Origin of the sequence: Phormidium yuhuli AB48, assembly GCF_023983615.1 — a bacterium.
GTDB classification, from domain to species: Bacteria; Cyanobacteriota; Cyanobacteriia; order Cyanobacteriales; family Geitlerinemataceae; genus Sodalinema; species Sodalinema yuhuli.
Map to the genome: position 1 here is coordinate 4,323,813 of NZ_CP098611.1, position 22,266 is coordinate 4,346,078.

The window sequence follows — 22,266 nt, forward strand, 5'->3', positions numbered from 1 at the left end:
AGGCAAGAGACGGTAGGATGCGTCCCGGCATCAGTAGAGGTTTTGACCTAGGCTTATCGATTCCAACTTGCCGGAACGCATCATTTGGGCAAGAGGCAAGAGATGGTAGGGGGGTTACATCTCGGCACCAGCGGATTTTCGAACTCGTTCTAGGACATAGAAGGCGATCGCGACGACGGCAATCAAAATTAAAAAGGTAATCACCACCAAGGCGGCGCCATAGCCAAAGTCTAAATAGCGGCGAACATTGTCATAAATATAAAGGGCGACCATCTGGGTTGAGCCGCCGGGCCCCCCTTCTGTCATCACTTGAATTAAGTCAAAAATCCCGAAGGATTGGGCAAAACGGAACAGGGCCGCAATGAGAATCTGCGGCATTAAGAGAGGTAGGGTAATCTGTCGGAAACTTTGCCAGGGGGTCGCTCCTTCAATGGCGTGGGCCTCATATAAGTCTTGGGGAATTGACTGTAACCCGGCTAAGAGTAGGATACTGACAAAGGACGTGGTTTTCCAGACATCTGCCGTAATCACTGAGATCATGGCTAAGGTGGGGTCCCCGAGCCAGTTAATGCCACTGTCAATCAATCCCAAGCGCATTAGGATATCGTTGACAACGCCATACTGGTCATTGAAAATCCAGGTCCAAGCCAAGGCCATAATGGCTGTGGGCAGGGCCCAGGGGAGAATCGCAATGGTGCGGACTACGCCCCGTCCCCGGAAACTACGATTGAGAACTAGGGCGATCGCCATCCCCAAGATTAACTCTAAGGTCAGGGCAATGACCGTAAACACGGTTGTATTCCAGATGCTATTCCAGAAGGCACCATCGCCCCAAATTCGCGCATAGTTCCCTAGGCCCGTCGCCACGGGTTCCAGTTGTGTCCCCAGGTTCTGGGTAAATAAGCTCAACCAAAAGGCTCGGCCAATGGGGTAGGCATAGACTAATAACAGAACTAACACGGCCGGGAGAACTAACACCCATCCCGTGAGTTGCTGGCGTTTACGCATATTGCTTTGTGCCATACCGTTAAGAGAATAAAGAACAAAAGAACGTTGACGAGCCTAACTTAGAAGCCCAGAGCGAGTCTGACGGGTCACGCCTTAACTTTGACCCAGCAGACGGCGAGTTTCTGCGGCCGCTCGTTCCATGGCCCGTTGAGGACTGACACGACCGGTGAGGGCAGAACTGATGTTCCGTTGCAGAATGTCTGAGGCTTGGGCGTATTGAGCAATGGGAGGTCGTAATACCGATTGTTCTTGGACTTCCAAGAGATCGGGATAATGGCTGTATTTCTCCACAATCTCCGGATCATTGAACAGCGATCGCCGACTGGGGACATAGCCAGTATTCAGAACAAACTCTTTCTGAGCCGATTCACTGGTTATAAATTCAATCACCCGCCAGGCTTCTTCCTTGTGGGGACTATCTTTGACTAAGGCTAATCCCCAACCCCCTTGACAGGCTCCCGGATTGAATCCGGCTTCGTGAACCATGGGTTTAATGGCAATTTTGCCCTGAACTGGTGAGTTGTCCTCATTGGCTAGGGTCCAGACATAGGGCCAGTTGCGCATAAAGACGGTTCGACCATTTTGGAAGAAGCGTCGGGCCTCTTCTTCCTGATAGGTGGTGACACCTCGGGGAGAAATCCCGTCATCAATGGTTTGCACCAGAAACTCCATGGCGGCGATGGCCTCAGGTTCATCTAAACCGACCTCTTCCGTATCTGGATCAACCCAGAAGCCACCATGGCCTTCTAAGATTTCGACAAATACGGCGGCGAGACCTTCATATTGTCGTCCCTGCCAGACATAGCCCCATTCTACGGCTCCCTGGTCTTGCAGAGCGCGAGAAATCTCGATTAACTCTTCGGTGGTGTCGGGGGCTTCAAAACCGTTTTCTTCCAGTAAATCGCTGCGATAGTACAGCATCCCGGCATCCGAGCGGAAGGGCATCCGATAGAGTTGGCCCTCGAAACGTCCTCCCTCTACGTCCCCTTCTAGGAACTCGCTCAGTTCTTCCTCACTGACGCGATCATCGAGGGGATCGAGCCAACCGGCGGCGGCAAATTTGGGAGTCCAGACGATGTCCATATAGACGAGGTCATAAATGGAATCCCCTAGGAGGAAGGCGGAGGTATAGAGGTCTTCTACGAGATTTGTCGCGTTGGGACCTTCGACAATCTCTAGGCGAATGTCAGGGTTTTCTTCCTCAAACCGCTCGACTAAGGGTTCCCACTGGGCCCGTTCTAGGGCCTGCATCAAGACACTGACTTGGACCGGCTGTTGACTGAGGACAAAGCGATGAATCCCAAAAACTAGGACAGCGGTAATGAGGGCGATCGCCCCGTAGAAGAGTCGTTTCTGCCAGAGGCTCTGCCATGAATGCCTCAAGGAACGCCAAATGGATTTCAATATCATCATTGAATGAATGAATATCGGTGTTAGGGAAGGATAGGGACTGGGGAAGATTCAAATCCTCCCACCGGTTTTCCTTCTTTATACTATTTTTTAGTCATACGACTCAGCCAAGGCATCTCAGCCCGGCTTCCCACTACCGATAGTGCGATCGCTTCCGGCAAATTTCAAGGTTTGCGGCTAGGTTTCACTGTTAAGTTTTTTTACATCTTGTCCCTCGTCTGGTAGTTTCTGACCCGTTCTTTGCCGGGAGTTCGGGTTATCAGATTGGGGAAAATGAGGGGTTGTATTTAGCGCGATCGCTTCCACCACCAACCCCCAGCCAGAAGAATGACCAGTCCCACAACCATCGCCCCCCAGATGCCCACGTTGAAATCTACATTGGGAGTAGTCTCCAGGTTTGACTCCTGAGCCTGGGTTTCTGAAGCGGTTTCTATGTTCGGTTCAGATTGGCGTTCTGACCGTCTGCTTCCAGGGCGTACCGTGACCTCATAAGTGAGGGTGAACTCACGAAAATTCCCTTCATTTTGAGGCGACCCCTGTAAGACTAATTCATAGAGTCCCGCCTCGGGAAAGACCACATCCGCCCCAGGAATGTTCTGATAGTTTTCTGCCGAAATTGCCGTTAACTCTGGAGTGGCGATCGCCTCGCTGCGATCGCCCTGGCTAAACAGGTCGAGGCGACAGTCACAATCCTCTAGGGGAATGGCTCGTCCCCCCGACGTGGTCAAGGCAAACCAGACTTGGGCTGTTTCCCCAGCCCGGGGGTTATGATCCGGTTCCAAGTGAAACAAAGCTCCCACATCACCATCCGTTTTAATGATGTGAGCTATTTCAAAGGTCTGTTTTTTGCTGATTTTAATCATTTTTGTTTTGCCTTAAAATCACAACAATAAATAATACCAAATAAATGCTAAGTCTGGACTATAAAATAAGTTGTATAGTCACCATTTTGTTTTTTTAGAAATTTCCATGATACAATTTCACAAATCAAAGATAACTCAAAAAAGTTCAGCGTTCTCTGAGCTAGCGACGCCATTATCACAAAACCCGAGCCAAAGGCCAAAAGACGCGCCGTCACACTTTAATCCATGCCTCATCTGACTCCTGCCCACCTCTGGGAACTCCTGCCCCTCACCCTCCTCGGCTTTTTAGGGAGCTTCGGTCATTGCGTCGGGATGTGCGGTCCCTTAACCGTCGCCTTTTCCCTGGGACAACAGCAAAATCGAGTCCCCTGGCGCTTTCACCTGTTGCTGAACCTAGGGCGAGTTCTGAGTTATACCAGCGTTGGTGTACTTCTGGGAACCGTCAGTTCCACCCTCGTCGCCGGGGGCCAACTCGCCGGTGTGGGGAGTTGGATTCGTCAGGCGATCGTTATCTTTACCGGACTACTCCTGATCTTGATGGGGTTGCGACAAATCAACCCTGAGAGTCTGCCTAACTTGCCCCTCCTGCACCCCCTCAAAGGGACATGGCACGATCGCCTCAGTCGTCTGATGAACCATCTTTCTGGGCAAAACCATGGTGCAGTTCCCCTATTATTGGGGATTTGTTGGGGACTCATTCCCTGTGGCTTTCTCTACGCCGCCCAACTCAAAGCTGCTGAAACGGGGAGTCCCCTACTGGGGGGATTAGCCATGGCCGCCTTCGGCTTAGGAACTGCTCCCATGATGGTGGGGGTGGGCCTGTCCGTCTCGCGACTCAGTGCCAATCGTCGTAGTCAATTATTTCGCTTGGGGGGCTGGGTGACTCTCAGCATTGGCCTTCTCACCCTGCTGCGCACCGACGCCATGGTCGATTTAACCGGTCATAGCGCCTTACTTTTACTGATGTTGGCCCTGGCCGCCCGTCCCCTGCGTCCTATTTGGCCGAGTCCCCTGCGCTATCGTCGCCTGATTGGGGTTGGGGCCTATGTATTGGTGTTAGCTCATCTCAGCCATATGCTCGACCATAGCCTAGACTGGAACCCCAGGGCGATCGCCTTTCTGATGCCGCGACAGCGTTGGGCCCTATGGGCTGGCATTAGCGCCTTCCTCCTCATGACTCCCGCCGCCCTCAGTAGTAGCGATCGCGCCCAACGCCTCCTGGGCAAATACTGGCGGCCCCTACATGGCCTCACCCGTCCCGCCCTCGTCTTAGCAACTCTCCACGGCCTCACCCTAGGCTCCCATTATCTCGGGACTCTCTCCCCCAATTGGGGGAACTGGCTGCGATCGCTCCTACTACTGATATTGACCCTAACGGTTTTCCTGTTACGGGGGGGAATCGGCAAAAAAGCCCTAAGCCAACAATCCCTATCCTCCCGTGATCCCAACGCCTAGGGGAGAGCCGACAGAGCCGTCGCCGTTCAATTCGGACCGAGATCATGAGAAACTATGCTGATTAGCCCCTGACAGGCTATGATTGACAGTCCATTGACTCGGCGACTAACCCTCAAACGCCGACCCATCAGCACCACATTTGTTGAGAGTGAGAGTTCATGCAACCACGTCCCCCCCTGCGCCGCACCAAAATTGTCGCTACCATTGGGCCCGCCACCAGTAAGCCGGAAGTGCTGCGGGACCTAATTTTGGCAGGGGCGACCACCCTACGACTCAACTTTTCCCATGGAACCCATGACGATCATCAACGGAGTATCCGTCTAATTCGGCAAACCTCCTTTGAACTCAATCAACCCGTCGGTATTCTCCAAGACTTACAGGGGCCAAAAATTCGTTTAGGGCGTTTCGAGAAAGGCTCCATCGTTCTCAACGACGGTGACCCCTTCATTCTCACCAGTCATATTATGGAGGGTAATCAGAAAATGTCCTCCATCACCTACGAACCCCTGGCCCGAGAAGTTCCTGCCGGGGCCACCATCCTCCTCGACGATGGACGAGTGGAAATGCTGGTCGAAAAAGTCGATCCCGCCGCCGGAGAACTCTATTGTCGAACCATTGTCGGCGGCAAACTCTCCAATAACAAAGGGGTGAACTTTCCCGGAGTCTGTCTTTCAGTGAAAGCCCTGACGGACAAAGACCGCAAAGACTTGATGTTTGGCTTAGATCGAGGGGTGGACTGGGTTGCCCTAAGTTTTGTGCGCAACCCTCAAGATGTTTTAGAAATCAAAGAACTGATCGCCAGCGCCGGTAAATCTGTACCCGTCATTGTCAAAATCGAAAAACACGAAGCCATCGAACAAATGGAGGAAATCCTCTCCCTCAGTGATGGGGTGATGGTGGCCCGAGGAGACTTAGGGGTTGAACTCCCCGCTGAAGAAGTCCCCATTTTACAGAAACGCCTGATTGTGACTGCCAATCGCTTGGGGATTCCCGTCATTACCGCCACCCAGATGCTCGATAGCATGGTCTCCAGTCCCCGTCCCACTCGGGCCGAGATTTCTGATGTGGCTAATGCTATTCTCGATGGAACCGATGCGGTGATGTTGTCCAATGAAACCGCTGTGGGTGAATTTCCGGTCAAAGCTGTGGCCATGATGGCTCAGATTGCTACCCGTATTGAAGCCGATCGCATTGTCCAGAATGTGGGTGGCGTCGATGATACCGGGCGATCGATTCCCAATGCCATTAGTCAGGCCGTGGGGCAAATTGCCGCTCAACTGGAAGCCTCAGCGGTGATGACCTTGACCAAAAGTGGCTCAACGGCCCGCAATGTCTCCAAATTCCGGCCCCATGCCCCCATTTTGGCCGTCACCCCCCATGTCAATGTGGCCCGTCAGTTGCAATTGGTCTGGGGGGTGAAAACTCTCTTGATTTTGAGTTTGCCTTCTACCTCACAAACCTTTGATGCTGCCATTAGTGTGGCTTTGGAAAACAATTTGGTGGATGAAGGGGATTTAGTGGTGATGACGGCCGGAACCCTTCAGGGAGTCTCCGGTTCCACAGATTTGGTGAAAGTGGGCGTGGTGACCTCGGTATTAGGCCAGGGAACTGGGGTTGGTAGTGCCTCTGCTACCGTCAGTGGTCCAGCACGGGTTGCCCCCACGGCGTCGATTGTGGGGAACTTTAATCCTGGGGAAATTCTGGTGACCACCTATACTGATGCCAGTTTCATTGAGATGATTAAGCAGTCTTCAGGGGTGGTGACCGAGGAAGAAAGCCTCACCAGTCATGCGGCGATTATCTGTTCTCAGTTAGGGAAACCGGCAATTTTAGGGGTTAAGAATGCCACGAAGCTGATTCGGGAAGGGGCTATTGTGACCTTGGATGTTCAGCGAGGGATTGTCTATTCTGGTGCCCCGAGTAATCTGCAAAAGGAGGATTTGCTGAATCACTAGGGACGATATTGGTCTTGAACGACGGGAACCCTCTCCTGAACGGGATCTAGGCTTTGATAATGCTCAAGCCGTTGTTGATAAATGCGCTCGAGGTCGTTGCGATTGGCTTCGGGTTGTCCATAGCCGGCTCCGGGTAAACTGGCCCATTCTCTTCGAATGGCCCAAATGGCCCCGTCAAAGTCTCCGGCTTCGATTTTACTGAGTCCCCCTCGCAAACGAATGAGTTCCACGGCTGCTAAGTCTTGGGATTTGGGGGAAAAGTCGTCGAGATTTAGGCGTTGGGCCACCATATCAAAGGTGCTGCTAATTATCTGATAGCGACCTGCTGCATCAGAACAGAGACGACGGCCGCCAGAGGAGGCGCAGCGAAGACGACGAGGGTGATCGCTATAGCTGTTGAAGGTCGAAAAGGTAAAGAGAGTGCGATAGCCTAGGTCATCCTGGGTTCCTTCGGCAAAGGCAATGGTATCGAGGAGGGCCCGCACTTCTGGGACAAGTTCGTCAACATAGGTGTCGGTGAAGGGCTTATATCGTTGACGGCTGCGATCGCTGTCGGAGGAGAGAGGACCCTGGTGGCGATCGCGACGACGTTCCATGGAACCTGTGGCCCCCCACAATCGTATCGATACAGCCGTCACCAGGAATAGCAAGCCAACGCTGAGCAGACTGATCCAGAGTCGGACTCGCTGTTTTTGCTGTTGCCGCAATTGCCGCAGTTGAGTGAGTCGTCGGGAGAGGGGTCGCCTGTATCCTGCTGGGAGTCTGGTGTCTATGGGGGTGGGTGAGTTGGGGGGCTGAGGTCGGGGATCAGGCATCATATGAGCCTTTTGGGTCGCAAGGTTGAAGTCTAAGACTGCTGTTCTAGCATACCCTCAACGGGGATCACTCTTCGCAGCCGGCCCGATTGCAACGTTTTATGTCTGCATTCTTTGACATGATTTTGGGGAAAGTGTTAAAATTAATACAGAATATAACTCTGATTCAAGCAGTTATTCAGTTTAGATTTCGGCAGCGAAGTCTCAACCGCATCATTTTTTTCTTTGTTGTCACGAATGTTTAGGACGTTCTGATTCATGAAACTCTCTTATCGCGGTGTTCCTTACGATCACACTCCTCCGTCTCTAGAGATGAAGGAAAGTGAGATTATGGCGACCTATCGGGGTCAGTCTTACCCCATCCGCTATCCTCGCCACATGACTCTGGTGCAACCGGTGGCTGACCTAACCTACCGAGGAGTCCCCTATCGCAGTACCGTCAATGGGGGTGCAGAACCCCGAGAACGGACGGCGTCCCAACCGGTGGGAGCGTCGGTCTCGATGGCGGCCGCTGCATTTTCTCGGGTTGATCAAATTCATCAGGAAAACCTTTGCAAGCGTCTGTCGGCTCGTATTGCCAGCGCGCGCGATCGCGGTGATGAACGGCTCTTAAAGCTTTTGGAACAAGAAAGCCAACAGCTAGTTTGCAGCCGTTAGACCGGACCGATTGAGAACTGAACATCCGCACTCACCTGTTGAGATAATCTTGGGAGCGTGGGGCTGTTTCCGACCTGGGGAGACCCTAGGTGGGAGACAGCCTTTTTTTGCGGCTTATCGGGGTTGAGCGGCGATGGCGACACAGGTGGCAAAGTCGGCGTCGGTTTTCACGGCTTGAGGGTTAATATGGCTGGCACTGCTGCGGTAGCCTTGGGCCCTCAACCGTTCTAGTAAGACCTCTCGGGGTAAGGTATCCTGGTGATTGCGTCGGCTAATCTCTCCCAGACCGTAGAAATAGGGAGGGAGGTCTGACTCTTCGGCCATCGTTTGCAACAGTTTAACTCGTTTGTCCCATCCCTGTTCTTGGGCCCGACGGCTCATACGTTGAAGATAGTGGGCATCATGGAGGGGCCCCAGCCACAGAGGACCACTGACGACGCGAACAGCGCCATCGCGGGGACAAGGGGGAATCCGTCCTAGGTGACGCCACGATAGGGTGTCATACTCGCCACAGTGATGACAATAGGTTAAAAAGCCATAGTTGGCTTCCGTCAGTCGTTGTCCTTTCACCAGTCGCAGCATCACCCGATAGACGGAATGGGCATAGAGAGAAAAGAGAGGTTCAACGCCGAGTCCTTTGCTAGCCGCTTGCTGTTGGGTGGCGCCGATGAGGAGTCGTAATCCTTGTTCATGGCCGCTGGGGTGCGATCGCCCATAGGCGCCATAAATCCGTAAACTCTGCTCCCGTTCATGGCCAGTGGCGCTACGTCCATCGGTACTGGTGAGATAGACTAAGCCCCCGAGACGGACGGCCCAGAGACTGGTGCTGAGAAAGGGAACCGGCGCGCCAAAACTATCGACATCCACCAGGTCATAATAGTCGCGGCGATCGTAACATTGGAAAAAGACCCGGTTGGCATCTCGGTGAGAAATCTCCCCCGCCTCAGCGGTCAACAGAGGATGGAGATTTTTCCGTAAAATCCCATTCATCTCAGGATTTCCCTCATTGGCCAGCACCCAATCCGCTCCCCCTTCACGCCAATAGCGCAGCGATCGCACCCCACAGCCGGCCATACTATCCAATACTCGCAACTGGCCGCGATCGCCCTTCTCCACCATCGCCGCCAAAATCGCTAAATCTCGCCCCACCTGACTGGTACGCCGATAAAACCCCGGACCCACCTCAAAGGATACGGCCCCCTCATGCTGAGTCCCCTTCTCTTCACCCACAACAGATTCTCCTTGATGGTTACCCTTGCCGGCCAGAATCTTGGCTAGACCTTGACCCTCCAAGCCAATATGGTATAGTCGAGCCAAGTTGTGCAGAAGTCCCCGAACTCTTTGGGGTGATTCTGGTTCGATAGTCCCATTGAAACCGCTCAAGATTCAATGACCTCTCAATTTAGCTCCAACCTCAATCCTGATGAAATCAAAGACTTGATTTCTCAGCTTTGCGCCGATAACGTCAGTGACCTCAAGACGGGTTTGGAGAACTGGCTCGATACCCCAAACTCGTCCCCTATGGAGGAAACGAGTCTGAGTGTTAGTCATCGGGATAGCGGTGATATGGAAGAGCGGTTTTAGGAGGATTTTCCTAATCTTGGATATATTCCTGACCCGATAGAAGTGCGGCCTCGGCTTTAACAAACTCTCGCCCCAGGTAGAGGGCGTGATCCAAGTAGGTTAAGGGTACTGGATCTGCCTCTTCAGTAATCTTGATGCCCAGTTCTTTGGCGGTCTTACCGCGAAAAATGACCGTCGGTTGCCGTTTGGCTCCGCCGTCACAGGGAATCGGTTCTCCCGTTTCTGGGTCAACGGCCAGACCCTTTTCATTAATATCATTGCTATAATGCTCAGCGCAGATGAGTCCGGCATCCCGGTCGAGATAGATTAAGAAATAACCCGCTGGGTCAAGTTGAATGAAGCGTTTGGACAGTTGATCGTCGAGGGCTGCCAGTTCCTCGCGGCGAAAGGCTTGGGATATCATAGTTTCATTAGAATTACATCTGCCAAAACCCTAACCTTAGCCTAAATTTATTCTGAGCGCAAGATGTTGTCACAAAGAAATCTTAAAAATGTCTTAAGATAATGTCAGATTTCCCCAAACTTGGTTTTTCTATGCCAAGATGGCCGTCGTTTGGATGGAGACTATCCCCACCATCCATATCAATGCTACAAACGACTGGAGTAGGTTCGACCTGATCCCCTCCGAGCCAGCGTAAACCTTGCATTCCCTCTTAACGGAAAACGTTTGCGTAATCCTCAAGTTGAGGAGGCTTTGCCATGGTGAACCGCTTAGATCTCGATGTCCCCCGATCCAAATTTTTCTCTCTCATCCTTAGCCTAATCATCCTACTCAGTGCTGTGATGGCGGGTGCGCGACCGGCTTGGGCCCATAGGCCTCATCATGTCGTAACTCATGTAGCTCTCTCTCCTGGGTTTGACGAGGATAATACTGTTTTTATTGTTGTCCGCAACAATCTCTATAAATCCACCAATTCCGGTGACTCCTGGCAACGACTCGTTCAGGGACTGGACTATGAGGAAATTTCCGATCTAAGGGTATCGGCTCAAAGCCGAGATGTTTTATATTTAAGTACCCGAGGGGATGGAGTCTATCAATCCACAGATGCGGGCCGCTCTTGGACTCAGCGAACCAATAGCTTAAGGAGTCTCAACTTAGGGGCGATCGCAGTCTCCCCAAATAATGCCAACCGGGTTCTGGTCGCGGGCCAGGAGGGGGGCCTCTATCGCAGTGATAACGGGGGAGAAGCCTGGCAATCTGTCTGGATGGACAACCGGCAAATCACGGCGATCGCCTTCAGTAACGATCGCCCCAACACCATCTTCGTGGGAACTCATCAGGGGGAGTTACACCGTTCTGATGATGGGGGGGAGACCTGGGTTCGTTTGAGCCAACTCAATGAAACCGGCTCCATTACAGCCATCGCTCCCTCACCAACTTTCAGCAGGGATAGTCAGTTATGGTTGGGAACCGAAGCTGCTGGAGTTTGGTGGAGTACAGATGGCGGGAACCAGCTCACCGCACTGGATACAGATATTCCCGACCCCTACATCACCGACTTACTCGCCGTCAGTCAGGGGAACAACTCCCCCGAGTTACTCCTGTCAACCTGGGATGCTGGTTTTTTTCACTCCCTTGATGGTGGTCAAACTTGGATGACGGCCCAAGATGGGTTGGATAAAGATCGGCAGGCGGATGAACTTAAGGAACCTCACTTTTATACCCTGGATACTTCCCCGGCGGCTTGGGCTAAGGGGTTAATCTTCCTAGGGGGATTCAACGGTTTGTATCGCTCCGATAATGGGGGTCAGCAGTGGCAAAGCCTGGAAACTCTCTCCCCCAACATTGTCACGGCTTTTGCTATCTCTCCTAACTATGCTGAGGATCACACTCTCGCTATTGGAACCTATGTCAATGGCATTTATTTAACTCGTGATAGCGGTGAAAACTGGGTTCGTTCGAGCCGTGGCTTGCATCTGCCCTGGTTTACTAACACCTTTGAGGAACAGTATCAGGATCCTCGCCGTTACTTTCATGCGGCTTTTTCACCCAACTACGCCGAAGATAAAACTCTCTTTGTATCGATTCTTTGGACAAAACTCCTGCGATCAACTGATGCAGGGGAGTCTTGGAAGGTGATTTCTCTTCCCTCGGAAGTTCGAGGGGTCACCATCCTTGTCTCTCCCAACTTTGCTGAGGATCAAACGGTGTATGTCGCAGGACAGCAGGGTGAATTTTTTCGCTCGGAGGATGGGGGGCGTCATTTCCAGGAGGTGGCAAATATCGGTGTCCCAAGTGGGAATGATGCTCCTGCTTTGGTGGCTTCTCCCAATTTTTTGGAGGATGGCGTTTTGTTGGCAACGGGTCCGGGAGGCATTTATCGATCGAGCGATCGCGCTGAAACTTGGGAACATTTAACCCCAGACGCTGCCTGGGAAACACGCCGTCATCTCCAGCTTGCTATCTCTCCCAATTATCGGGAAGATCAAACAATTTTTGTCGGGACCAATAGCGGGGTGTTTTGGTCTTTAGATGCGGGTGCGTCCTGGGATGTCGTTCCGGGATTAGCTAACCTTGCCGATGGCTATGTTGAGGCGATCGCCGTCTCTCCGGAATTTGCCCGCGATCAGACTGTCATGGTCACGATTCGCGGCCGGGGACTCTGGCGTAGTACCGATGGCGGTCAGAGTTTTAGTCAAACCGGTGATAACCAGCTTCTGTTCTCAAAGATTGATCGTATTCCCTCGGCTGGGATGGCGATTCAGTTTTCCCCCAACTACGACCAAGACAATACTCTCTACGCCATGGGAGATACAACTACCACCCTCTATCGCTCTAGGGATCAAGGCACAAGCTGGGAAACCCTGCGAGTTCCTGACTTAGCACTCGCTAATCCCAGCCTTGGGGACCAGGTTCAGATTTATTTTCATGTCTATCGAGGTCGGGTGTTCCGCTTCGGTCTGGCAGTCGTTCTCGGTCTAGTCAGTTACGGGGTTCTCAGTTGGTTCACTCGTCGTCGCAGCTTACCGATACCTCGTCCTGTCCTACCTGTGATTGGCACCATTGTGGTGTTTAGTGGCTCTTTGGTCGTTTTACTCAATTAATAATCACTGCTTAGTTTTTACCTTTGTCATGCTCATCCTCCTACCTATCCTTGCCTGGGGGAGTTTCTTCCTCATCCTGCACCGCTACCATCACCATCCTTGGCGGGAGGCATTACTGCGAGCGATGGTGATTTGGGGTGTGACCTTAGCGGTCATCACCGAACTCCTGAGCGGCTTACAACTCTTAACCCCTTTAGGGGTGAGCTTGGCCTGGTTTGGGGTTATGGCAATCTCTACCTTCGTAGTCTGGCGGTATGGGGGGCGATTCGCCGTGAAATGGCCGGCCTGGCGTTGGCGACTCCCCCTGTTCCCGTCCATTTTGTTAGCTGGGGTAGCTTGGATCGTGGCTATCACGGGAGTTTTGGCGATCGCATCAGCCCCCAATAACCCCGATTCGATGGGCTATCACATGAGCCGCGTCATGCATTGGATTCAACAAGGGACGGTTGCCCATTACCCCACCCATAACCTCAAGCAACTCTATCAAAACCCAGGCTCAGAATTTGCCATTACTCAGTTTCAGCTACTGAGTGGAGGGGATTACTTTGCCAACTCAGTGCAATGGGGCAGTATGGTGATGAGCTTGGTTGGCGTTTCTCTGATTGCCCGACAACTAGGATGCGATCGTCGAGGGCAACTCCTGGCTGTGGTTCTCTGTGCCACGATCCCGATGGGCATTTTGCAGGCGGCAAGCACTCAAAATGATTATGTTCTTTCGCTGTGGTTGGTCTGTTTCACCTACTTCAGCCTTTTAATCGTGCAGGCTGGGGTAACCCGGTCTACGGCGATCTATATCGGCGCTAGTTTAGGTCTGGTGATTCTGAGTAAGGGAACGGGTTATATTTATGCCTTTCCCCCCAGTCTAGCTCTACTCATTTGGACAATTCGGCAACGGCAGCGCTCCCTTGTACCCTTGGGGTTTCTGTCAATGGCGATCGCCCTAACTCTAAATATTGGCCATTATTTACGCAATCTAGCCCTAAGTGGCTCACTTTTAGGGGTAGATGTGAACGCAGAAACCAACAATATTTTTTCCCTCCCCGTGATGATTGCTAGTTTTTTTAGACATTTATCACTTCATGCTGATTGGGTTCGAACATTGCAGTTAGATAACTGGATCACTCCCACGACTGGGCTGACCGAAAAAGCAGTCAGCATTATCCATACTCAGCTCGGGTTAGACCTTCATCATCCAGATTTATTAAGTCCTAAATCAAGTCGCTTTTACGTTCCCGCTATTTCTCAATATGAAGATACCAGTGGGAACCCTCTACATCTGATCTTAATTGGTCTTGTCCTGGTTTTACTCGTAGTCCGCCCTGATTTACGCCGGCAACGAGAACTGGGAGTCTATGCCCTAACATTGGTGGCTGGCTTTTTAATGATTTCTTCTCTATTGACTTGGTCTCCCTGGCGTACACGCTTACATTTACCCATATTTGTTCTCTTTACGCCCATTATCGCTAGAGTTTTGGTTAAAACTTTCAACCCAATCATCACAGGCTGTATTGCCATAATTTTACTGCTTTCAATCCAACCTTGGCTTTTTGAAAATGAGTTTAAGCCCATCCTAGGGGAGGCATCAATTTTTTCTAAACCCCGCCTAGAACAGTATTTTAAAAGTCAGCCTCGCTTTGAAATTCCTTACCAATCTGTAATATCTGAATTAGATGCCTTAAGCTGTCATCAAATTGGGATTTCCAATGAAAGAATTTGGTTTGAATATCCTCTCTGGATGTTACTAAAAAATCAAGAATTTGAGGATAGTCAAATTGTTCATGTTGCAGTGAAAAATCCCTCAAGTCAAGCCTGGTCCAGACATCACCCCGTTTCCGGAGTCCGGTTACCTCCTTGTGCCCTACTCTCAATCACGTCGGAAGGCGAACAATTAGAGGTTTTCACCAGTGAATATGGAACCTACACAATGGCTTGGTCAACCTTGATTTCAAATACTCATGACACCTTGGAACTGTTTGTTCCCAACTGAATTGTATTAATGCCTCTTTTCTCTACCTTTAATGATTTACTTACCTTTGTATCCAGCCGTGAAAGAGCAAATTCGTCGCCAGAAGAATCACGTGATTCAGACCTACTTTCATCAACGTATTTATCATCACGATAATCCCTACCAAATTTGGGGGCGATCGCACCCCCTGCGAGTCCTTCTAGTCCTGAGCCATATGCGGTCTGGCTCATCATTACTGACCCATATTCTCAATGAAAACCCTGCCATTCTTGGATACGGTGAAACTCATATCACCTACCAAGCTCCTCAAGATATCAAAAAGCTCATTGCAAGAGTGTATTGGCAATGTCACGAATTTCGAAAACTGAGAGATTTGAAGCATCTAAAAATGACACATCACTATGTCTTAGATAAGGTCCTTCACAATACCTTACTCCCAGACGAGTCTCTTTTAAACCAGTCTCAGGTTTCAGTCATTTTCCTAATTCGCGAACCAACTGCTACCTTGGCAAGCTTGCAAAAGTTAAAACCTCACCTAAACTATCATGAACAATTCTGTTATTACAAAAATCGCCTGTTGGCCTTGGGACGCTATGCAGAACTCATCCATGATAAGGAGCGAAGCCTATGGTTAACCTATGACCAACTTTTAGACCACACTACAACCGTACTAAACCAGTTTCAAACCTTTCTAGGGACAGATTTCAGCTTTTCAGAAAATTATAAACTCATGAAGACAACAGGACAAAAAGGAGTGGGAGATTCTCATGAAAAAATCAAATCTGGCACAATTATCCGTGATAAACAAAACTCCCAGGTTCATTTACACGAAGAGATTCAAGCAGAAGCTGATGCCATCTACAAGTCTACCTATAACCGTCTCTGCAATTTCTGTACCTCCAGTGTTCCCGACCCATAACTGAGTCTTAACCGTTATCCGACAAAGTCAGGAGCATTCACGTATAAACTCTATGACTCGTGCATCAGCTTTTCAGAAAACTGCCCTTATTGCAACCCTCATCAAGGTCTAATCATGAATAAATCTCAAGTCATCGACACCAACCCAACCCTTTCTACGTCATCCGGCGTACAAACAGAAACCTGTTCCCTTTCCATTATGGTAGCTCGTACCGATTTACCATTCATGATGCACACCATTCCCCACCTCGTGCGCAGTTGTAACTTTCCCTTTTTTAAACGGGTCTTGGTTATGGATACGGCTCCCCTATCCGGCGACAAAGTGAGTCGTCCTGGGGTGGGAACCTTAGACGACTTAAGAACCTGTTGTCAGAAGCTCATCGATGATGACATCATGGATGAAGTGATTGAGATGGACTACTCTGAGGAGTATCGCCGGCAAATTTATAAAAAGCATTTTGGTATTGCTGACATTCGCCCCACTCATAACTATAAGGGCTATCCAATACTCGGTTCAATTTTCGCCATTGACAAAGTTCCAGGGGATTACATTGTTCACTTTGATAGTGATATGCTACTTCATCAGGAGCCTGACTTCAATTGGATTGAGTTAGGGATGGACCTTCTTAATCGTCGGGATGAAGTGATGTTTGTTCGTCCCTTTACAGGATTTCCCATTCCTAATGAACACGTTTTTCATCAGACTCAAGCCTATGACTATGATTCAGAAGGATTTTATAAGTTTACCTTTTTCAGTAGCCGAGCCTTTCTGCTGAAGCGCAGCAAGTTTGAACAGCTCCTCCCTATGTCTGTCTTGTGGATGCGCTTTAAACGAAAATGGCTGTCTAATTTACCCCCTCGCGTCCTCACCCAGGTTCACAATTGGACGGGTCGTGGTCAATTAGACTCCTGGGAGGTCATTGTTTCCCGGAAATTGAAGACAGTCAATTGTGTGCGTGCTACTCTGGCACATCCGCAAGCTTGGACCTTACATCCCACGCAGCGTAGTCCGGAATTTATTGAAAATCTACCGAACATCATTGAACGCATTGAACGAGGTGAGGCCCCTCAAGAACAAGCAGGATATTATGATCTCAAATTGGAATACTGGATTTAAGGACAGACGACATCTTGTCATCCCTTGATAATCAGGCTATAATTTGCGGGTCGGCCGTCGCTGACTTTTTCAAGCTCAGTCTAGTCAAAGCCGAGTCAATCTTTAAATAGTACACCAAAGGAAGCCGTAACCTAACTGGCTGGTGCGACCTTTGGTGTATTGCTCTGTCCCCCTCATGATTCTGGTTACACGATGAATCAATCCCGGCTAACACTCAAAACCATTGCCATTTGGCAGCCTTATTTTATGGGAGGGGGAGCAGAGGCTGTCAGTCTCTGGATTCTAGAGGCCTTGGCTCCCTACTATGATATAACCCTCTTTACCTTACAGTCTATCGATTTAGAACGCCTTGATATTCTTTATAACACGCATCTATCTCAACAAACCATCACTGTAAAACCGTTACTCCCATCTCTGTTAAATAGTGAGTCAACTAGGTTTTTGATTGCCAACAGTCGTACAGTCCGCTCGGGATTAATTCACTGGTCAGTACGAGTTTTTAAAGAGTTGACCCGAGACTATGATCTGGTGTTATCAACCTATAACGGTCTCGATATGGGACGGCAGGGTCTTCAATATTTGCATTGGGTGTATGTTGTGGAACCAAACCCCAAAAAAATGAGGCGCTGGGGAGCTATTCTCATGAAAATTTCTGATTTTTCTCTGGAGAACTTGCAAAAAAATGTCACTCTAGCTAACTCAGAGTACACGGCCAAAAGAGTCAAGGAAGCCTATGGCATTGAGTCACGGGTTGTCTATCCCCCCGTTGTGACGGAGATTGATGCAATTCCTTGGGAGCAAAAGGACGATGCTTTCCTCTGTAGCGGTCGGATTGTTGAGCCTAAACAGCCTCATCAGGTTATTGAGATTCTGCAAAAGGTACGCGATCGCGGTTTTGATGTTAAGCTACATATTACCGGTGGCGGTGGTGGAGCCTATCAACAGTCTTATGAACGGCGTATTAAGAAAATTGCGGCTCAGAACTCAGATTGGATTCAAGTTTATCAAGATTTACCCTATAAAGACTATCTGAAGGTTTTGGCCCGTTGTCGCTATGGGCTACATCACAAACCGGAACCTTTTGGGATTTCAGTAGCAGAAATGCTCAAGGCTGGGATGATTCCCTTTGTCCGGAATAAGGGGGGACAGGTGGAAATTTTAGGGAACCAGCACCAGGAGTTGCTCTATCACCGACAACCTGATGCTGTTGAAAAGATTATCGCAGTTCTAGAAAATAGAGAAAAACAGGAGAGTTTGCTGGAGTCTCTCAAGCAACGGCAGGCTCTCTTTTCTGTTGAGCAGTTTATGAAAGAGATTCAGCTAGCGGTCGGTGACTACTTTAAGGAGTCAGATTAGGAAACATGTGTAGACTCATCATGAGGCGTGGGAGGCATGGTGGCTGATATTATCAATTATCATGTTCGGCATTCTGTGAACATTGGCGACTTTGTATCCTCGCCGCTGAGTTATTTTGATATTCCTGGCTGTCGGAGTGAAATCAGGGATATCGACGAATTGTTGCAGCCCTCTCTGGGGACTTCTGATGCGATTATCGGAGGTGGGGGTTTGTTGTTTCCTCGATTCCTCAAGAATTTGCAACAGCTGCGACAACGGAACCCCTCGGGACGGGTCATTCTTTGGGGGGTGGGACAGCAGTCTTATCATGACCCCTCTCAGTCTTGGCGCAATTTTGATTATGCTCCCTATCTCAGCAATTCTCATTATGGAAATTTTGCCCCAGCTTATTGAGAATCGTCTCAATAAGGATTATTGAAAGCCGCATTCTTTCGTTCAAGATTGGGCATCTTGGACAGGATGCGGGTCAAAATGAGAATTGCTGTCCCTATCTCGATGGTGTGGATTTAGTGGGTATCCGGGATTATGATGTGGGGTTACCCTGGGTTCCCTGTGCCAGTTGTATGCACCCGGAATTTGACCGTCCTCGTTCTCCAAAACATGAGGTGGTGGTCTTTTCTCATAAAAAGTTTCGCCTCAACATTAAAGGATTACCGACCTTCACAAATAAAGAAGTTGATTTTCGCGCTGTTCTCGATTTTCTAGGCTCAGGTGAGACCATTTTGACCAGTTCCTTCCATGGGGCTTATTGGGGAACCTTGTTAGGGCGTAAGGTGTTAGCGTTTCCCTTTAGTAGTAAGTTTTTTGGCTTAAAGCACCGTCCGGGGATTTATCCTGTAGAACGCTGGCGACCCAAACACTATAAAGTCTCTATGTTTGGTAAGACCTTATACCAACATTTTTCTAGGAAATGGTTCCAATGTTCTATAGAACATTGGCAGGATTATCTGGAAGATTGTCCCCGTTATCCTGAAATTTTGGAAGAATATCGGGAGCGCAATCGTCAGTTTTATACGCAAGTGCTTGAGTTGGTTAATGGCTCAAACTAAGGGCGAACTGTTGTTCACCCCTAGGATGGGTCGGCTAGCTGTTGCTGCCAGAGGGGGCGGGGAGGCGCTTCTGTAGAGATTCGCTGCGCTTTTTGGCAACGGCGTTGTTGGCATCTCGTTGTAGGACTTCTTGATAGGCTTCTAAAGCGGGGGCGTCGAGTCCTTTTTTTTCATAGGAGAAGCCGAGATTGCTCCAGGCGGTGGTGTAATCTGGGGTCAGTTTTAGGGCTTCTTTGTATTGACGGATGGCTAGGTCGTATTGCTCTTGAGCTGCGTAGGCAAAGCCGAGGGCGTTATAGACGAGGGCTTTGTTTTCGTCTTCTTTGAGGTCTTTAGCTTTGAGGGCTTTTTGCAGTTGCAGAATGGCTTGGGAATAGAGTTTTTTATCCAGAAGAACTCCCCCCAGTTCGTAGAAGTCTTGGGCTGTTGCATCTTTGCTGCGAACTCGGTTTTGTAGGGTGGAGAGGGTTTTCTCCATACGCCGAGTTCGTAGAGTTTGCCGAATTACAAACCAAGCGGCGACGGCTAATAAACCCACTAATGTGGCTAGATAAAACAGGGCTAGATTACTATCCATAATACGGGAAAAGAAGGGTTTAAAACTACAGTTTTACAGTCACTTTAATGATAGTATAAGGGGTTATGGGGCCGATAATCCCCACTCTCTGGCGCGGTCCTCTAGCCAGCCCTCTTGTTGCCAACGGACGATTGCCCCGTTGACGGACTGACGCAAGGGTTCATATTGTAACCCCTTGGGCATCATCACGGACAGGGGGGCGGAGGAGAGGCGATCGCCCAGGAGGGAATAGGCGGGATGGGTTTGTTGCCAGCCGCTGAGAACGCTGATATCTCCGGCGAAGGCGGCGACGGTTCCGGCTTCGAGTTTTTGGTAGGCCTCTTGATAACTCTCGACGCCGACTAACTCCAGGTTGGGGATTTGGTAGCGGAGGACGGCGATCGCACTTGATTGATAGAGGACGGCGACTCGGCGTTGGCGTAAGTCAGCCAGACGACGAATCTCGGGTTGACGGGTGATGAGTGCCGTTCCGTCGATGTAATAGGGGGGGCTAAAACTGACCAGGCGCGATCGCCCTGGGGTCTGACTAACTTGGGCAATCACCAAATCCACTTCATTGGCGAGAAGCCAGGGAAGGCGATCGCGATTGGCGACGGGCCGAAGTTGAATCGCGTCCGTATCCCCGAGGAGGGTTTCAGCGAGGCGACGGGCGATTTCGATTTCAAAGCCCTGTAACTCTCCCGCTTCATCTTCAAACCCCAGGGGGCGCAGATTGTCCTTCACGCCTACAATTAAATAACCCCGCCGCTGAATCTCCGACAGGGGTGCGGCTAGGGCCGATTGTCCCCAGGGGCCCACAAACTGGGGTCCCACAAACGGACGCGCCTCGATCAGGGTCAGTCCCAGCAGGAGACTCAAACGTATCCCGAGACGCGCAAGTCGTCGATGGTGTCCGTTGGGGAACGTCAGGGGACGTTGCATCATGGAAGGGGAGTCTAGACGCTTTTGGCAGCGGCCACGACTTTGGCGAAACCCTCTGCATCGAGAACCGCCAATTGGGCTAACATTTTCCGGTTGAGTTGGATGTCAGCTTTTTTCAAGTCTCCGGTGAGACGAGAGTAGGAGGTTCCATTGATGCGGGCAGCAGCGTTGATGCGGGTAATCCAGAGGCGACGGAAATCGCGTTTACGACGACGGCGATCGCGATAGGCGTTGCGTAGGGCCTTCATCACCTGCTGGTTCGCGGTGCGGAAGTTGCGGGAGTGAGATCCCCGGAAGCCTTTGGCCAGCTTTAAGATTTTTTTACGCCGTTTGCGGGCGACGTTACCCCGTTTAACTCGAGCCATGGGTTAGATTCTGGGATGGGTTTACAAATAAGGGAGCATTTCGCGCACGTTGTCAGCGTCACGCTCATTGACGACCGCTTTGTTGCTGAGGTTGCGTTTGCGTTTACTGCTTTTGTGTTGCAGCAAGTGGTTTTTGAACGCTTTACGGCGCATAATTTTTTTACCACTGCCAGAGAGTTTAAACCGCTTGGCGGCGGCTTTGCGGGTTTTGAGTTTCGGCATAATTGCAGAAATTTTGACACAGCATCTCATCATATCGCGATCGCCCCTCTCTAGGCAATAGGCTGCCAATAGGTGATGATGAATCAGGACCAATTGGGAGGGTAAAGGGATGTTGGATGAGGGTGTGATTAAGTATGAGGGGGTTTGGGAACGAGGGGAACCCTTGTCTGAGGAGGTGTTGGGGGGGTTGATGCTGTGGCGCGATCGTCTCTATGGGTTAGGACTGATTGGGGCCTATGAGAATGGGATTGGCTTCGGGAATGTCAGCCAACGGCTTGGGGATGGGGATGGGTTTGTCATTTCGGGAACGCAAACAGGACATCTCCCTCATTTAGAGGCGAACCAGTACACGCGGGTGTGTGAGTTTGACTTGGGGGCGAATCGTCTCCGCTGTTGTGGCCCCGTGCAGGCTTCGTCAGAATCTCTGACCCATGGAGCGATTTATCAACGTTGTCCTGAGGTTCGGGGGATTTTCCATGTTCACCATGGGCAATTTTGGCGGAGGCTCCTGCATCGGGTTCCCACAACGGGGGCTGAGGTTCCCTATGGCACGCCGCAAATGGCGGAGGAGATGTTTCGCTTATTTGAGGAGGAGCACTTGGCGCAGGTGCGTATTTTGGCGATGGCGGGTCATGAGGATGGGGTGATCAGTTTTGGGGAGAGTTTAGATGAAGCGGGAGCAGTGTTATTGCGGTGGTTTAAGGGTTAGTCTCGTTGGTTCTTCTGAACTGAAGATGTAAAATCAATCTTGAAACGTTATACCAAGCTGATTCCTCGGTTTAAAGCTGCCAAAAGGACACAACCCATAAGCTTTCTGTTTAATTGGCTGTAACTTGTTATTTAGTCCCGGTCTTCTGGGTTCAAGGTAGTAAGGGGAATTTATGGTAGATTGCGTCCGTTGCTGTAGGGGCATAATCCACCCCAACCCTTCCCAGGAGGAGAAATTTTTCGCCCCTACAGTTTTGTATGCCAGGCAACAAATT

22 protein-coding genes are annotated in these 22,266 nt (G+C 50.4%); 12 read left to right on the forward strand and 10 right to left on the reverse strand.

Annotated features, from left to right (window positions below; all coding sequences use genetic code 11):
- Positions 1–114: 114 nt before the first annotated feature.
- The 3 genes from NEA10_RS18655 to NEA10_RS18665 all read right to left on the reverse strand — a co-directional run bounded on the left by NEA10_RS18655 (position 115) and on the right by NEA10_RS18665 (position 3,281).
- Entirely contained in the window at positions 115–1,023 is a 909-nt protein-coding gene (locus NEA10_RS18655; RefSeq protein ID WP_252662841.1) for a carbohydrate ABC transporter permease, read from the reverse strand.
- Positions 1,024–1,101: 78 nt separating this feature from the next.
- Complete coding sequence (locus NEA10_RS18660) at positions 1,102–2,412, reverse strand: ABC transporter substrate-binding protein (RefSeq protein ID WP_374111806.1); 1,311 nt, start codon at positions 2,410–2,412, stop codon at positions 1,102–1,104.
- Positions 2,413–2,705: 293 nt separating this feature from the next.
- Positions 2,706–3,281 carry a hypothetical protein gene (locus tag NEA10_RS18665; protein WP_252662843.1) on the reverse strand — a complete coding sequence of 192 codons (576 nt, stop codon included), beginning with the start codon at positions 3,279–3,281 and terminating at the stop codon, positions 2,706–2,708.
- Between the two features lie 225 nt (positions 3,282–3,506).
- Here NEA10_RS18665 and NEA10_RS18670 point away from each other — a divergent pair, with 225 nt between their 5' ends.
- Together NEA10_RS18670 and pyk are read left to right on the forward strand one after the other, a co-directional pair.
- The gene (locus tag NEA10_RS18670) at positions 3,507–4,736 is read left to right on the forward strand and encodes an urease accessory protein UreH domain-containing protein (protein WP_252662844.1); all 1,230 of its coding nucleotides are present in this window, start codon (positions 3,507–3,509) and stop codon (positions 4,734–4,736) included.
- Between the two features lie 158 nt (positions 4,737–4,894).
- The gene (gene pyk, locus NEA10_RS18675; RefSeq protein WP_252662845.1) at positions 4,895–6,691 is read left to right on the forward strand and encodes a pyruvate kinase; all 1,797 of its coding nucleotides are present in this window, start codon (positions 4,895–4,897) and stop codon (positions 6,689–6,691) included.
- On the opposite strand, the gene NEA10_RS18680 is transcribed toward pyk, so the two are convergent.
- Entirely contained in the window at positions 6,688–7,509 is an 822-nt protein-coding gene (locus NEA10_RS18680) for a glycoside hydrolase family 24 protein (RefSeq protein WP_252662846.1), read from the reverse strand. The genes pyk and NEA10_RS18680 overlap by 4 nt on opposite strands.
- Before the next feature lie 255 nt (positions 7,510–7,764).
- Here NEA10_RS18680 and NEA10_RS18685 point away from each other — a divergent pair, with 255 nt between their 5' ends.
- A complete protein-coding gene (locus NEA10_RS18685) occupies positions 7,765–8,163 on the forward strand; it encodes a DUF4278 domain-containing protein (protein ID WP_252662847.1) in 399 nt (132 codons plus the stop codon).
- A 114-nt stretch (positions 8,164–8,277) separates the two neighbouring features.
- On the opposite strand, the gene NEA10_RS18690 is transcribed toward NEA10_RS18685, so the two are convergent.
- Positions 8,278–9,480 (reverse strand): tRNA (guanine-N1)-methyltransferase, encoded by a 1,203-nt coding sequence (locus NEA10_RS18690; RefSeq protein ID WP_252662848.1) that lies wholly within the window; start codon positions 9,478–9,480, stop codon positions 8,278–8,280.
- A gap of 72 nt (positions 9,481–9,552) precedes the next feature.
- Here NEA10_RS18690 and NEA10_RS18695 point away from each other — a divergent pair, with 72 nt between their 5' ends.
- Complete coding sequence (locus tag NEA10_RS18695) at positions 9,553–9,747, forward strand: hypothetical protein (RefSeq protein ID WP_252662849.1); 195 nt, start codon at positions 9,553–9,555, stop codon at positions 9,745–9,747.
- A gap of 10 nt (positions 9,748–9,757) precedes the next feature.
- On the opposite strand, the gene NEA10_RS18700 is transcribed toward NEA10_RS18695, so the two are convergent.
- Positions 9,758–10,150, reverse strand: a complete 393-nt coding sequence (locus NEA10_RS18700) for a DUF4346 domain-containing protein (protein WP_252662850.1) — start codon at positions 10,148–10,150, stop codon at positions 9,758–9,760.
- A 296-nt stretch (positions 10,151–10,446) separates the two neighbouring features.
- Here NEA10_RS18700 and NEA10_RS18705 point away from each other — a divergent pair, with 296 nt between their 5' ends.
- The 7 genes from NEA10_RS18705 (at position 10,447) to NEA10_RS18735 (ending at position 19,198) form a co-directional block, all read left to right on the forward strand.
- On the forward strand, positions 10,447–12,792 hold the full coding sequence (locus tag NEA10_RS18705) for a WD40/YVTN/BNR-like repeat-containing protein (RefSeq protein ID WP_252662851.1): 2,346 nt from the start codon (positions 10,447–10,449) through the stop codon (positions 12,790–12,792).
- 28 nt (positions 12,793–12,820) lie between these two features.
- Positions 12,821–14,779 carry a glycosyltransferase family protein gene (locus tag NEA10_RS18710; RefSeq protein ID WP_252662852.1) on the forward strand — a complete coding sequence of 653 codons (1,959 nt, stop codon included), beginning with the start codon at positions 12,821–12,823 and terminating at the stop codon, positions 14,777–14,779.
- A 31-nt stretch (positions 14,780–14,810) separates the two neighbouring features.
- Positions 14,811–15,677 carry a sulfotransferase family protein gene (locus NEA10_RS18715; protein ID WP_252662853.1) on the forward strand — a complete coding sequence of 289 codons (867 nt, stop codon included), beginning with the start codon at positions 14,811–14,813 and terminating at the stop codon, positions 15,675–15,677.
- 114 nt (positions 15,678–15,791) lie between these two features.
- Entirely contained in the window at positions 15,792–16,793 is a 1,002-nt protein-coding gene (locus NEA10_RS18720) for a glycosyltransferase family protein (protein ID WP_252662854.1), read from the forward strand.
- Positions 16,794–16,985: 192 nt separating this feature from the next.
- Positions 16,986–18,149 carry a glycosyltransferase gene (locus NEA10_RS18725; RefSeq protein WP_252662855.1) on the forward strand — a complete coding sequence of 388 codons (1,164 nt, stop codon included), beginning with the start codon at positions 16,986–16,988 and terminating at the stop codon, positions 18,147–18,149.
- A gap of 36 nt (positions 18,150–18,185) precedes the next feature.
- Entirely contained in the window at positions 18,186–18,542 is a 357-nt protein-coding gene (locus NEA10_RS18730) for a hypothetical protein (protein WP_252662856.1), read from the forward strand.
- A complete protein-coding gene (locus NEA10_RS18735; protein ID WP_252662857.1) occupies positions 18,539–19,198 on the forward strand; it encodes a hypothetical protein in 660 nt (219 codons plus the stop codon). Before NEA10_RS18730 ends, NEA10_RS18735 begins: the two co-directional genes overlap by 4 nt.
- Positions 19,199–19,232: 34 nt before the next feature.
- On the opposite strand, the gene NEA10_RS18740 is transcribed toward NEA10_RS18735, so the two are convergent.
- The 4 genes from NEA10_RS18740 to rpmI all read right to left on the reverse strand — a co-directional run bounded on the left by NEA10_RS18740 (position 19,233) and on the right by rpmI (position 21,283).
- Positions 19,233–19,775, reverse strand: a complete 543-nt coding sequence (locus NEA10_RS18740) for a tetratricopeptide repeat protein (protein WP_252662858.1) — start codon at positions 19,773–19,775, stop codon at positions 19,233–19,235.
- A 63-nt stretch (positions 19,776–19,838) separates the two neighbouring features.
- Positions 19,839–20,699 carry a transporter substrate-binding domain-containing protein gene (locus NEA10_RS18745; RefSeq protein ID WP_252662859.1) on the reverse strand — a complete coding sequence of 287 codons (861 nt, stop codon included), beginning with the start codon at positions 20,697–20,699 and terminating at the stop codon, positions 19,839–19,841.
- An 11-nt stretch (positions 20,700–20,710) separates the two neighbouring features.
- Complete coding sequence (gene rplT, locus NEA10_RS18750) at positions 20,711–21,061, reverse strand: 50S ribosomal protein L20 (RefSeq protein ID WP_252662860.1); 351 nt, start codon at positions 21,059–21,061, stop codon at positions 20,711–20,713.
- A 21-nt stretch (positions 21,062–21,082) separates the two neighbouring features.
- Positions 21,083–21,283 carry a 50S ribosomal protein L35 gene (gene rpmI, locus NEA10_RS18755; RefSeq protein ID WP_252662861.1) on the reverse strand — a complete coding sequence of 67 codons (201 nt, stop codon included), beginning with the start codon at positions 21,281–21,283 and terminating at the stop codon, positions 21,083–21,085.
- 109 nt (positions 21,284–21,392) lie between these two features.
- Here rpmI and NEA10_RS18760 point away from each other — a divergent pair, with 109 nt between their 5' ends.
- Entirely contained in the window at positions 21,393–21,992 is a 600-nt protein-coding gene (locus NEA10_RS18760) for a class II aldolase/adducin family protein (RefSeq protein WP_252662862.1), read from the forward strand.
- The last annotated feature ends 274 nt before the right edge of the window (positions 21,993–22,266 follow it).